Genomic DNA, 13,282 nt, shown 5'->3' on the forward strand with positions numbered 1-13,282 from the left:
AGAAACCGCCGCCTCGCTAAAGACTTCGAGACCACCATAGCATCAGCCCGGAGCTGGCTCTTCACCGCGGCCGTGCAGATGCTCACTCGCAGACTGGCAAACCTATGAACTTACGCCAGATAGTTTCGAGTCAGACTCTTAAGCAGATCGTGTGGTGTTTCTATCTGTAGAGACATGTGCCGTTCTGTTAGGCTCCTGCCACCTATGATATTGTTGCAGCCACCAGACTGTTTGCTAGGCATGGCGGCAGGTGGAGCGCTTTTATGACCGGACAGGACCCCGAAACTACCCCCGTGATTATCGGTGTTGGCCAGATCAATGATCGACCGGAGGCGCCGGTCGATGGTCTCGATCCAGTGGGTCTTATGGCGCACGCCCTGCGCCGCGCAGATGCAGATGCGGGCGGCGGCGTTTTGGTCGATTGCGATTCCCTTTCCGTGGTTGCTCAACTCGCTTGGCCTCAGCTCAATCCGGTCGACGCGAAGGTTGCAAAGGACCTCGGGATCGACCCGGCTCACCGGATGCAGACCGCACTGCCCAATGGCGACAGCCCAATCCTGCTCCTGCACGAGGCCGCAAATCGTATTGGTCGCGGAGAAGCGAAAATCTGTGCGATCGCAGGTGGAGAAGCGTTGCGAACAGCCGGCCATCTCGCCGCTTTGAAGAAACGAGAGGGTGGCGAAAAACCCAACGCGCTTCGCGATGCGAGCCATCGGGTCCGGCATGGTTATCCGCAGAGCTACGGCCTTGTCGTACCCACGGATGTCTATCCGCTTTACGAAAACGCCGGGCGGGCGTCCTATGGCCAGAGCCTGGCAGAAGGGCAGGTAGAAACCGGTGCGATTTGGGCCGTTATGAGCGAGGTGGCTGCGGCGAGTGATGGGGCATGGATACGCAAGCCGGTAAAGGCTGAGGCTGTCGTTGAGCCCAGCGAGAATAATCGGCCCATCGCCTTTCCCTATACGAAGCTTCAGGTGGCCAATTCCTCGGTCAATCAGGGTGCAGCTTTTATCGTAACGTCTCTAGCGGAAGCGCGAAGGCGCGGCATTCCGGATGAGCGGCTCGTCCATATCGGCTATGGTGCGGCTGCACACGAAAGCGGTAACTTCCTTGCTCGCGACCGCTATGACTACTCACCCAGCCTGGCGACCTCGATCGAACGGGCGATGGCGTTGAACGAGATCGGCACGAACGACCTTGCTCATGTAGAACTTTACAGTTGCTTCCCCTGTGTTCCGAAGATGGCACGCAGGGTGCTGGATTGGCCGATCGAAAAACCAGTTACGGTGTTTGGCGGCCTGACGTTCGGTGGAGGACCGATTGGGAACTATATGAGCCATGCTGTGGTCGCCATGGCTGAAAAGCTACGCGGGACCGACGGTCGAGGTTTACTGTTCGCCAATGGTGGATATGCCACCCACAATCACACCATCATGCTATCGGGCGAGCCGACGGGCGCCCTATTCCCGCAAGATTTCGATTATCAGACCGAAGCCGACGACAGACGCGGCGAAGTTCCGCCCATCGACGAAGATTATGCGGGCCCCGCCGTTATAGAGACTTACACGGTGCACTATGACCGCGCCGGCTCTCCAAAATCCGGCGTGATCGTGGCACTCACGCCAAATGGATCACGTACCTTGGCCAATGTTCCTGCCGATGACAGCGAAACCATCGCGTTTCTCACCGATGGCCGATGCGAACCTGTAGGAACCAGCGGGAAGATCCAACGTGCTCGCGATAGTGTTGCAATCTGGCAGCAAAGCTGATCAGGCGCGTTGCCAATCGCTGGACCTGCCGCCTTCCTTCGCAGTTACGCGGATTTTACCGATGGTCATATCCTTGTCGACCGCTTTCAGCATGTCGAACAATGTGAGGCACGCGACGGATACCGCCGTTAGCGCTTCCATTTCGGCACCGGTCCGTCCCTCCGTTCGCACCGTTGCCGTGACGGCGAAACCGGGCAATGTGTCGTCTGCAGTAATCGTAACATCGACCTGCGAAAGCGGTATCTGATGACACAGGGGGATGAGGTCGGCCGTTCGTTTGGCTGCCATGACACCCGCCAATTCGGCCGTACCGATGACGTTTCCCTTGGGAACCTTGCTTTCTTTCAGCAAATCGAGCGTAAGCAACTGGCACGTCACAGTCCCGGTTGCTGACGCCTTGCGGGCTGTAATCAGCTTGTCGCCAACATCGACCATTCGCGCGCGCCCATGTTTATCGATATGCGACAGATCGGCCATTCGTTCGCTTCCAGTAAGTGAAATTATCGGAGGGCTTGCAGCAGCTAATTGCGTCCCTGTCGAGGCCTGCCGAAATTGACTGCCAGCTTACTGGCGCAACTCCTCTTCGTGGCACGAACGTCTTCCACGCCAATTGAGGATATGCGCTGCCGCCAGCAGCGCGGCGCCGATACTCGTCACGAATGGTTCAATGGGAGATCCCTCGATGAGAAGGGCGCTGGCCATAATGGCAAGTCCTGCCATCCCGAAAAGAAACGGCACTTTTCTACCTTCGCAAAGTGCATGACGCCACAGGGCAAAAAACGACAGTGGCAAGGCCGCGAGCAGTATCCAGAGATGCACGCTTTCCGGCCAGGACAACCAGTCCGAAAGCGCGGGTAGCCATGCGATGATGAGTGGCAAGGCGAGACAATGAATCAGGCAGAGCGCGGATCCGGCAATCGCCATTCCATCGAGCAGGTTGCGATGTGGAGAATTGCTGAATTGCATCCGGTCTCTTCTTTTGAGAATTGTCTGCAGGGAAAGGAAAGCCGACGCCCGTGATCCAGGCGTCGGCATGCGCGGTCTCGCGCGGACTTACAGGCTCAAACGAGCGGTCAGTTTGAAATTCCGGCCGGGCAGAGGCACGAATTCCTTCGTAAAACTCGTATGGCGCCGACCTTGTACATCGAAGATATTGTCCACCTGTGCGAGGATGGTCAGGTTGTCCGCCCCCTCAAATGGATGCCACGCGACCGAGGCATTTACGAAGGTATACCCATCCGTGGGCGCTTCGTGTTCCGACACGCGGTCCTGCTTATCGAACCATTCGACCTCTGCGCGAACATCGAAGTGTTCGAACTGCCCTTCGAGCGCACCGGAAAGGCTCAGGGGCGGAATACGGGGGACCGGAGAACCATCGGCCAGAGTGGCCCTGACATAGTCGCCGCGAACATCCGCAAGCAGCTTGAAGTCATTGGTTTCGAAAACGGGCATGCTCGCCTCGGCTTCTATGCCGAACTGATCCGCATTCTGCTGCAGAAACTGAAACACCTCCAGCCCGTCTTCTTCCGCACCCGTATCGGAGAGGAAAATGAAGTCGTTGAACCAGTTCCTGTAGACGCTCGCACTCAGAAGAGCCGGGCCAAGGTTACCGCGGACGTAGCCTTCCACGCCCCACGAGCGTTCAGTTCCTAGAGTAGGACTGCCGATCTCGAACTGTTGCGTTGCGACGTGTGGACCATCGGCGAACAATTCCTGCGCGGAAGGCGCCCGTTCTGCCCGCGAGAGATTGACCCCTGCTCGCAGATCGCCCGCCGCGCCATCGGTAAGCGCATAGGATGCGCCGACGGCTCCGGAAAACGTATCGAAATCGCGGGACACGCCGATCGAATCCGAAGCGTCGACACCGGTGTGCTCATAGCGAGCACCGAGTTCCACTTCGAACCTGTCGAAATCGAGCTCCTGCACCGTGAACAAGGCAAAACTATCGGTCGTGTTGCTGGGCACGAAAGCTTCTTCGCCGATGGCGGAGAAATTGGTATGCGAGTATTGACCGCCGAGCGAACCCTGAAGGTTTCCACGGCGCGATTGAACAAGCTCCACGCGGCCTTCGACGCCCTCGACATCGAACACGGTTCCTACGTCGTCTCCTTCAAACTCGGTGTGGGTATAATCGCTGTATCCCCACCGGGTCCGCAGTTCGTCGAAGAAGCCGTCGCCAAGATCCAGCACGCCTTTCAGATCGGCGCGGTACCGCTTCATGCCGATTGAAACGGGCCCTTCTTCGCCATGCCCGTGATCATCATCCTCTTCTTCGTGATCGTGATCGTGATCATGATCATGATCACCTTCATGCACGTGTCCTACGCCTGGCAGGCCCGGTATGCCGTAATTCGTGTCGTAGTAGTCGAAAGACACGCCAAGGCTGCTGTTGCCGGAGAAATAAGCAAGACCCGTTCCCAGGGTGTAGGTTTCCGTCCAGCTATTCGGCAAAGTTCCGCGTGCGTTCGCCCCTTCCCGTAGTTCCTCCGCCTCATCGAGATGACCTTCGGCCTCCTCTTCCGCAGCCGATTCCAAGAGTTGGGCGCGAAGGCGATCGGTTGCTACATATCCGGGTATCTCGAGATCATCGGTGTTGCGATACGATCCATCCACATGGAATGCGAGATTGTCACCAACAGGCACGTCGACCGAAAGGCCGCCTTCGCGCCGGTTGCTGACAGTATCGAAGCCGGCCATTGCGTCGACATGTACGGGCTCATCCGGGACGCGTGGCGGAATTCGCTTTGTGATGACGTTCACAGCGCCGCCGATCGCCTGGCTTCCATAAAGCAGCACTGCAGGCCCGCGAAGTACCTCGATGCGTTCAGCGATCAGGGGCTCCACGGTAACGGCGTGGTCATCGGATGTACTCGAAGCGTCGATGGCACCGATGCCGTCCGTCAGAACCCGGACGCGCTCACCGCCGAAACCTCTGAGTACGGGACGCGAAACACCAGGCGCAAAACCGCTCGCCGACACACCTGGAAGCTTGGCCAGAACCTCACCTAATTGCCCGTTCTGGTTGCGCTGAAGCTCCATTCCATCGACGACGGAGGTGCCTGCCAGAACATCTAGGCGATCAAGACCCGGTGCTGTAACTACGATCACGTTATGAAAATCGTCTCCACCCCTTTCGGTGGGCGTCCTCGTCGGAGCTTCCGGCTCCTGCTGATCGGAAGATGAGGCTTCTTGGGCTATGGCCGCATAGGGGATGAGAGCGGCGGCTGCGGCGCAGGTCAGTAAAGTAAAACGCATTCAAATAACTCCGGTAAAGATAAGGACCGACAAACGACGCGGCTGCAGCCAAAAGCGGGCGCGCAGCGCGAATAGCCGGTTATTTTACATGGAGTTACAGAGGTGGGGCACGCCCCAACCACCCGACAGGCGGAGCAGGTAAACGAAACTCGCCAATCGGCAGCCAGCGCGACCAATGCTCCTTCGTTTCTACTGCAGAGAACAGTATTGCAGGGGGCAGTAGATAGGGGCCCGACTGTCCCGTCTCCCGGCAAATCGCGCAGCTATCCTGGGCGGCGTATCGGCTGTCGTCGTCCCGTTCTTTCTGTATCGGCGCGACAATCGCACTTTGCGTGCGCGCGGTGACTTGGACGGCTTCGTGGATATGGGTTTGGACGATGAAACTCTGCGCTAATACGAAAAGCGCGAGCAACGCACACCAAAGGTGAGATAGCGAGCGGCGTCCACCGCGCGCTAAGCCTCGACCTTTAGCGTGACAATATATCATGCCGCGCCCTTAGCTGATCCGATTGCTTATGCAAAGGGCTTGTGGGCAAAGGAGTCTCGGCCTGTGATAAGGCTGTTGTGCTGTATATGTAAGCAGGGCATTGCGCGGGAAATTGGTCAGGATCTTGAAGGGCCGGCAGGTTACAGCTTCGAGCAAGGTGAGAATATGAAGATTGCAATGGTGGGCTCGGGTTATGTGGGCCTGGTTTCAGGAGCATGTTTTGCCGATTTCGGTCACGACGTGGTTTGCATCGACAAGGACCAGTCGAAGATCGATCGTCTGAATGACGGTATCATGCCGATTTATGAGCCGGGTCTCGCCGATCTGGTAACGTCGAACGCGAAGGCAGGCCGCCTGACATTCACTGCAAGTCTGGCCGAAGGGATCAAGGGCGCCAACGCCATCTTCATCGCTGTCGGCACTCCTAGTCGGCGCGGCGATGGTCATGCGGACCTTTCCTTCGTCTACGCCGTGGCCGAGGAGATTGGCGAACATCTGGCTGGCGACGCCGTGGTCGTGACCAAATCCACCGTACCCGTCGGCACCGGGGACGAGGTTGAGCGGATCCTCAAGAACAGCGGGACACCGCATCGCATCGCAGTAGTTTCCAATCCTGAATTCCTGCGCGAAGGTGCGGCAATTGGCGATTTCAAACGCCCCGACCGTATCGTGATTGGTGCTGAAGAAGATTTCGGGCGCGAAATCATGAGTGAAGTCTACCGCCCCTTGTTCCTCAATGAGTCGCCGATCCTTTTCACGGGGCGCCGCACGAGCGAACTCATCAAATATGCGGCGAATGCATTCCTTGCCACCAAGATCACGTTCATCAACGAAATGGCAGATTTGTGCGAGAAAGTTGGCGCGAATGTGCAGGACGTGAGCCGTGGCATCGGAATGGATAATCGCATCGGTTCGAAATTCCTTCACGCTGGCCCCGGCTATGGCGGATCATGCTTCCCGAAAGATACGCTCGCGCTGCTCAAGACGGCGGAGGATTACGACAGCCCCACCCGGATCGTTGAGTCGGTGGTCAAGGCGAACGAGAGCCGCAAGCGCGCGATGGGCCGCAAGGTGCTCGACGCGATTGGCGGGTTGAACGACGCGCGTGGGAAAAAGGTCGCTCTCCTGGGCCTGACCTTCAAACCGAACACCGATGACATGCGCGATTCGCCGGCGATCGCGGTTGCGCAGACCCTCACCGACGCGGGCGTTCATGTGGCAGCATATGACCCGGAAGGCATGGAACAGGCCAAACCGCTGATGCCAGAGGTGGAAATGGTCGCAGACCCGTATGCCGCCATTGCCGATGCCGATGCCATCGCAATCGTTACCGAATGGGATGCATTCCGCGCGCTCGATCTGAAGCGCGTCATGGATTTGGCGAAATCGCCGGTGATGGTCGACTTACGCAACATCTACAGGCCGGCAGATATGCGCGACATGGGATTTGCCTACACCAGCATCGGCCGCGGTTGATCACCGGCTAGTGAAAATCGCGGCTGTTGGGCAGGATGCGGACGTTGCGGGGATGCGAAGGCCGCGGCGCACGCAACGCTCGTCTTGCTTGGTGAGATGCACTATCGGCATTCCCCGGACCGGGTGATATCTCGACCTTGCGCTTTGCCGCGCTCATGGTTCGCAAGGGCCGATTAACTTCGTCGGCTCGCGACATCTGGGGTGCGATCAGGTCATCACTCAATTCGGTTAATCGCCAGGTCGCATCGTCTATATGCGATACAATGACGTGGAGCACCTCGTCGTCCATCTCGACCCTGCCGGTAACCTCCATCAGTCGCGCACTCATTATGACCTTGCGATATCGCTCCATCACATCCGGCCACACCACGAGGTTCACAACCCCTGTCTCATCCTCCAACGTGATGAAACACACCCCTTTGGCACTGCCGGGGCGTTGGCGGATCAGCACGACACCGGCCACCTTCACTCGGCTACGGAAATTTTTCCGACGCAGATCGGCGTTTGCGGTAACCCCGCGATCATGCATCCCGTTGCGTAAAAATTGCATGGGATGCGCTTTCAGGCTCAGTCGAGCGGTCTGATAATCGGCCACGACATGTTCGGATAATGGCATCAGCGGCAACATATGATGCGCGATTTCCGCCCCTTCGTCGCGAACAGCGGTCGCAGTGAACAAAGGCAGATCGTCTACCGATTTGAGTGCGCGCGCATCCCACAACGCCTGTCGCCGATCGAGCCCCATGGAGCGAAACGCGTCCGCGGCAGCAAGCCTTTCGATAACGCCGGGCGAAAGCTTCGTACGCTCCCGCAGTTCGACAACACTATCGTACGGACCTCCTGCATCGCGTGCCGCAACCAGCCGCGCGGCCGATACCTCCGTCAGTCCATCGATCTGGCGAAACCCCAGCCGCATGGGTGGCTGAGATTTACCTTCCCACTGCTCGAGCGTGTTGTCCCAGTGGCTTTCATTGACATCGACCGCATGTACTTCCACGCCATGCTCTTGCGCATCGCGTACGATTTGCGCGGGGGCATAAAAACCCATCGGCTGTGAATTGAGCAATGCACAGGCGAACGCGGCCGGATAATGGCATTTCATCCAGCTTGAAATGTAGACGAGATGGGCAAAACTGGCCGCATGGCTTTCCGGAAACCCATATTCTCCAAAACCGCGTATCTGGTTGAAGCAGCGCTCTGAAAAGTCCGGGTCATAGCCCCGCGCGATCATCCGACCGACCATCTTGTCCTGCAATTCATCGACCATGCCGCGGCTGCGGAAGGTCGCCATCGCCTTGCGAAGCTGATTTGCCTCGGTGCTGGAAAATTTTGCGGCATCAAGTGCGATTTTCATCGCTTGCTCTTGGAAAATCGGCACGCCCAAAGTGCGATCGAGAATCGATGAGAGTTCATTCGGCGGGCCATGAAGGGGGGATGGCTTTGGGATGACCACGGCTTCCTCCTTCCGCCGCCGTTTGAGATAGGGATGTACCATATCCCCCTGGATCGGGCCGGGACGTACGATCGCCACCTGAATGACGAGATCGTAAAACTGGCGCGGCTTCAAGCGCGGCAACATGTTCATCTGCGCCCGGCTTTCCACCTGGAATACGCCCAGGCTGTCCCCCTTCACCAGCATGTCGTAAACACGGGCATCTTCGCGCGGGACGGTCGCCAGCGTCAGATCGCGATCATGATGATCGCGCAGCAGGTCGAAACCCTTTTGCAGACAGGTCAGCATCCCCAGCGCCAGAACGTCGATCTTCAGAATGCCCAGGGCTTCTATATCGTCTTTGTCCCATTCGATGAAACTGCGATCCGGCATGGCACCATTGCCGATTGGCACGGTTTCGACCAGCGGGCCCTGGGTGAGGATGAAACCGCCTACGTGCTGCGAAAGATGGCGCGGCATGCCAATCATCTGCTCAGTCAGCTTCAGAACACGGCGCAAGTGGGGATCACGCATATCGAGCCCGGCTTCTTGCGCATGCTTTTCTGCAATTTCTCGCCCATAGCTGCCCCAGACGGTCCGCGCGAGCACGCTCGTGGTATCTTCGGACAGTCCCATAACCTTACCGACTTCGCGAATGGCCATACGCGGACGGTAATGAATTACTGTTGCGCACAGCCCGGCGCGGTGACGACCGTAGCGATCATAAATATGCTGGATGACTTCCTCGCGCCGTTCGTGTTCGAAATCGACGTCTATATCCGGTGGCTCCTTGCGCTCTTCGGAGATGAAGCGGTCGAACAGCAATTCGTGCTCGTCCGGGTCGACAGCCGTAATGCCAAGACAGTAGCAGACGGCGGAGTTTGCCGCGCTGCCGCGTCCCTGGCACAGGATCGGCGGATCCCGGGTCCGCGCAAAATCGACGATGTCCCTGATGGTCAGGAAGTAGCGTGCGATGCCGAGCCTGCCGATCAAATCGAGCTCATAATCGATCAGGCGTGTTACCTTGGCCGGAACACCACGAGGGTAACGGGCCTGTGCGCCCTGCCGGGCCAGTTCGGCAAGATACGCATCCGGCGAACGGTCCTTGGGGATCGGCTCGTCCGGGTATTCATAACACAGTTCCTTAAGGTCGAATGTGCTCGCATCGGCCACGTCACGCGCTGCGGCAATGGCATGGGGCCATTGGGCAAACAGGTGGACCATTTCTTCCGGCGGTTTGAGGTGACGTTCCGCATTTGCCTCAAGCAAAAGGCCCGCACCATCGATCGTCGTCTTTTCGCGGATGCAGGTCATCACATCCTGCAAGGGCCGCCGGTCGCGGGCGTGATAGTGCACATCATTGGTGGCAAGGATGGTGAGGCCCGTGCTTCGCGCCAGCGTATCGAGCTGGTTGATACGCGCAATGTCGTCGCCGGAGTAGAGATAGGCGGCGGCAAGATGCCGGAGTGTCGGCAGCTGTACGGCAAGCTTGCGCAATTCAGCCATAAACCGCTCGTCGAGAACGTCCGGGGGGATGAGGATCAGCTGAATGCCTTCTGCGTGGTCGGCCAGCATTGCGAGATCGATGTGCGTCTCGCCCTTGTCCTGCCATTTCCCTTCCAGAGTCTGCATCTTGCCCCTGGACAGCAGCGAGGTAAGCCGTCCGTAGGCGGCGCGGTCGGTCGGATAGGCGAGAAAATGCCAGCCCTCGACAATCACGATCCGGCATCCGATTACCGGACGCATCCGGGCCGTCTTGGCTTCGGTATGAATGCGCACCACCCCCGCCAGCGTATTGCGATCGGCGATGCCGATGGCATCGTATCCTTGCGCGAATGCGGTCAGGACCAGATCCACCGCATCGGACGCGCCGCGCAGAAACGAGAAGCAGCTGGTGATCCCCAGCTCGACGAATTGCGCACGGGGGTTGCCGACGAATTCCTTGTCGGAAAATCGGGCCAGCGTTCGGCGATCAGGGGTGAGCGGCTGATCGGGCATCAGGCGAAAAATCCATGCAGATACCAGTCGGGCGGCCCGCCTCGCCCGTCACCGATCAGGCCGTTACGATAGATCCAGTAACGGCGCCCGGCCTCGTCCTCGATCCGGTAATAATCACGCAATCGCGCATTCGCCCGCTGTCTCCACCACTCGGGTGCTATCCGCTCCGGCCCTTCCGCCTTTACAATAACGTGCAGCCCGCCGCGCCAGCGAAAGCGCCGGGGCAGACCTTCAGGAGTGGCATAGATAACACTGATCGGCTCGGCACGGGCCAGCAGCTTGAGCGGGCGCTGATTGAAACCGAGATCATATTGCACGGCGGCGCTCGTTTCGTCGGGCGCTGCCACCCGCTGTGAGCGTTCGGGCCAATGGCTGCTACGCGGAACAAATTGTGCCACCCTGTCCCTGCCCAGGCGCGTAACCAGCCTGTCGATCAGAACCGGTAGCGCCGTGCCGCTGGTATCGGGCTTGTCGAGCGTATCCTGTGCGCCATCCAGCGGCTCGGTCCATATTGCAGTCAACCTGATCTGATCGATGCCGAACCCGGCTTCAACGTCGTCCAGCCGCTGTGCGAACAGACGAATGATATGATCGGGATCGCGTGACGGCGAAGCCAGTTCGAGCGTTCGGTACATATCTTCGCCATCCACCCGCCACAGACGCAGCGACAGTCTGCGCACGCCATGTTTGGCCTGTTCCAGGATACGCATGAGGTCATGCGTAATATCGCCCACGATATGCTGCAGCGGCTCGAGGTGAAGGATCGGCTCGGCAAGTCGGCGCTCTGCCCCGAATGGTGGGTGCTCGATAAGCGGGACGAGCGGCTCATGCTTACGCCCCAGCACCTGATCGAGCCTGACCAGGGGATTGGCTTCGGCGGAACGACGATTGCGGAAGCGCCGGACGAGACTTTCACGCGGAACTTCCATCAAGTCGCCAACGGTTTTCAGCCCGAGCCGGGCCAGCAACAGTCTGGTTTCCGAATTGAGCCGCAGGGCAGCAACAGGCAGAGGCGCAAGCGCTTCAGGCAGATCGTCCGGCATGGTGATGGCCGAACGATTCTCGGCATAGTGGGAAAGCGCCCAGGCAGCTCCGCTATTGGGCGCACAGGCGATACGGCATTGATAACCTTGCCTCAGAAAAAACGTTTCGATCCTCGTCAGCATCGGACCGTCGCCACCAAACAGATGTGCACTGCCCGAACTATCAAGCAATATGCCATCGTAACCGTCCACCATGCTCCAGGGCCCCCAGCGCTGCGTTGCAAGCGCCAGCTTTCCCAACGTGCGCTGGTTGCCTTCGTGATCGAATGGAATGGCCACCAGTTCGGGTGCCAGCATTCGCGCATCGGCCAGGCGCATGCCGGACTGCGCACCAGCAGCCATGGCCATCCGGCTGACGGCATCGATGACGGGACCATGCGCCGTGTCGCTCACCAGCACGATGGGCTGTCGCAGATCGCCTTCCTCACCCTGTTGCGCGGTAATCCGGCTCCACCGGTCGATCGCGAAGGTCGGGAACCACAAGGAGACTATGATCCGGTTCATGCGAGCCCACGCCATGTTCGAGCCAATACTGCCCGGGCCTCAGGCCGCGTCCGCGAAACAATTCGGCGCGCACGCGCGGCACGCCGGGTGCCATACTGTTCCAGCGGTGCAATGCCGAAGGCGCAGCGGTAACCCGCCAGCGCAACCGGGCAGCGGAAAGATTCGCAAAGCCTTCCCGGCGCAACAGGTAAAGCATCACGCCATTGCGTTCCGCCGCCAGCACGAGCCGACGGATGGCCGTGAAATCGAGCACCTTGGGATCGCCCACGATCTCGCCGATGACGAAGGACAACTCGCCGCATCTTACGCCTTCTTCCATTGCCCATAAGGCATCGGCCGCACTGCCTGCCTCGACATGAATGAAGCCGCTGCGCAACGGTGGCGGCAGGCCATGAAGAAACGGGCGCCCCGAAGATCGGGTGCTGCGCGCATCCTGAACCCACAGCCACCGCCAGCCTTCGCCGCCAGCAGCACAATGTTTCTGAGCGAAAGCAAGTGCCAGCGCGTCACCGGCGACATCGTCCATGCTGCCGAAGATTTCCCACATGGAATGCGGAAGCTGCAGATCAGGGGACCATTCGTCTGCGCCATTCCCCAGGGCAACGGGAAGTTCCGAAGCACGCAGAGCGTCCACTCTCCCAGCCAGAGGAGTGTTTTGAGGCGGTGAGATATTCTGAGCATGTGACATCAAGTGGATACGAATCGGCCTAACCAATGTTCCACTTATGTTCTCACCGATCCATCATTCGATCAAGAGCGATATTCCAGATGCGAGTTGTCGATTGCCTTGGCCCGACATCCCGAACAAGACGCCAGTCACAAAGCTTATAAGCAGGATCCATCGATCATAAGGCATGTACCGTCGAGAAAAAGACCGACCCAGGCGCCTCACCCAATTATTATACGCTCGTTATAAGTGGGATAGTCGACGATCTTCAAAAAGATTCACGGAAAAATCCGCTCAATCGCAAGGGGGCATTACTGATTTTTCGCACCCGCCAGATTGCCCACTTTTTGCGCCCCAGCATCGCTCGTCACCAGTATTTCGCCGTTCGAAACGACAATAGTGACATTCTCCAACCCAACGACCGATACGCGCGGGCCGTCGCTTTCCACCATCACATTGCGGCAATCGATCAATTCCGCCGAACTCGGCGCGACATTCCCATTGTCGTCGCTTAGAGTCTGACTCGAAACTATCTGGCGTAAGTTCATAGGTTTGCCAGTCTGCGAGTGAGCATCTGCACGGCCGCGGTGAAGAGCCAGCTCCGGGCTGATGCTATGGTGGTCTCGAAGTCTTTAGCGAGGCGGCGGTTTC

10 protein-coding genes and 2 pseudogenes are annotated in these 13,282 nt (G+C 58.6%); 3 read left to right on the plus strand and 9 right to left on the minus strand.

Features of this window, described 5'->3' with window-relative positions:
* Positions 1-108, plus strand: a pseudogene (locus AC13F2_RS00225) (IS5/IS1182 family transposase); the annotation flags it as partial.
* Positions 109-263: 155 nt separating this feature from the next.
* The gene (locus AC13F2_RS00230; protein WP_482963884.1) at positions 264-1,769 is read left to right on the plus strand and encodes an acetyl-CoA acetyltransferase; all 1,506 of its coding nucleotides are present in this window, start codon (positions 264-266) and stop codon (positions 1,767-1,769) included.
* On the opposite strand, the gene moaC is transcribed toward AC13F2_RS00230, so the two are convergent.
* The 4 genes from moaC to AC13F2_RS00250 all read right to left on the minus strand — a co-directional run bounded on the left by moaC (position 1,770) and on the right by AC13F2_RS00250 (position 5,511).
* Positions 1,770-2,246 carry a cyclic pyranopterin monophosphate synthase MoaC gene (gene moaC / locus AC13F2_RS00235; protein ID WP_482963885.1) on the minus strand — a complete coding sequence of 159 codons (477 nt, stop codon included), beginning with the start codon at positions 2,244-2,246 and terminating at the stop codon, positions 1,770-1,772.
* A gap of 87 nt (positions 2,247-2,333) precedes the next feature.
* The gene (locus AC13F2_RS00240; protein WP_482963886.1) at positions 2,334-2,804 is read right to left on the minus strand and encodes a MerC domain-containing protein; all 471 of its coding nucleotides are present in this window, start codon (positions 2,802-2,804) and stop codon (positions 2,334-2,336) included.
* 18 nt (positions 2,805-2,822) lie between these two features.
* A complete protein-coding gene (locus tag AC13F2_RS00245; protein ID WP_482963887.1) occupies positions 2,823-5,024 on the minus strand; it encodes a TonB-dependent receptor in 2,202 nt (733 codons plus the stop codon).
* Between the two features lie 94 nt (positions 5,025-5,118).
* Entirely contained in the window at positions 5,119-5,511 is a 393-nt protein-coding gene (locus AC13F2_RS00250) for a DUF2946 family protein (RefSeq protein WP_482963888.1), read from the minus strand.
* 165 nt (positions 5,512-5,676) lie between these two features.
* On the opposite strand from AC13F2_RS00250, the gene AC13F2_RS00255 reads away from it, so the two are divergent.
* On the plus strand, positions 5,677-6,987 hold the full coding sequence (locus AC13F2_RS00255; protein WP_397490428.1) for a UDP-glucose dehydrogenase family protein: 1,311 nt from the start codon (positions 5,677-5,679) through the stop codon (positions 6,985-6,987).
* Positions 6,988-6,994: 7 nt separating this feature from the next.
* Here the strand turns inward: AC13F2_RS00255 and AC13F2_RS00260 are convergent, their stop codons facing one another.
* The 5 genes and pseudogenes from AC13F2_RS00260 to AC13F2_RS00280 all read right to left on the minus strand — a co-directional run.
* Positions 6,995-10,417 carry an error-prone DNA polymerase gene (locus tag AC13F2_RS00260; RefSeq protein WP_482963889.1) on the minus strand — a complete coding sequence of 1,141 codons (3,423 nt, stop codon included), beginning with the start codon at positions 10,415-10,417 and terminating at the stop codon, positions 6,995-6,997.
* Positions 10,417-11,964 carry a DUF6504 family protein gene (locus AC13F2_RS00265; RefSeq protein ID WP_482963890.1) on the minus strand — a complete coding sequence of 516 codons (1,548 nt, stop codon included), beginning with the start codon at positions 11,962-11,964 and terminating at the stop codon, positions 10,417-10,419. Before AC13F2_RS00265 ends, AC13F2_RS00260 begins: the two co-directional genes overlap by 1 nt.
* Positions 11,885-12,598 carry an ImuA family protein gene (locus AC13F2_RS00270; RefSeq protein ID WP_482963891.1) on the minus strand — a complete coding sequence of 238 codons (714 nt, stop codon included), beginning with the start codon at positions 12,596-12,598 and terminating at the stop codon, positions 11,885-11,887. Before AC13F2_RS00270 ends, AC13F2_RS00265 begins: the two co-directional genes overlap by 80 nt.
* Positions 12,599-12,942: 344 nt before the next feature.
* A complete protein-coding gene (locus tag AC13F2_RS00275) occupies positions 12,943-13,179 on the minus strand; it encodes a hypothetical protein (protein ID WP_482963892.1) in 237 nt (78 codons plus the stop codon).
* A pseudogene (locus AC13F2_RS00280) lies at positions 13,176-13,282 on the minus strand (IS5/IS1182 family transposase); the annotation flags it as partial. The gene AC13F2_RS00275 and the pseudogene AC13F2_RS00280, both read right to left, overlap by 4 nt.

The organism is Qipengyuania sp. L-5Y (assembly GCF_056859455.1).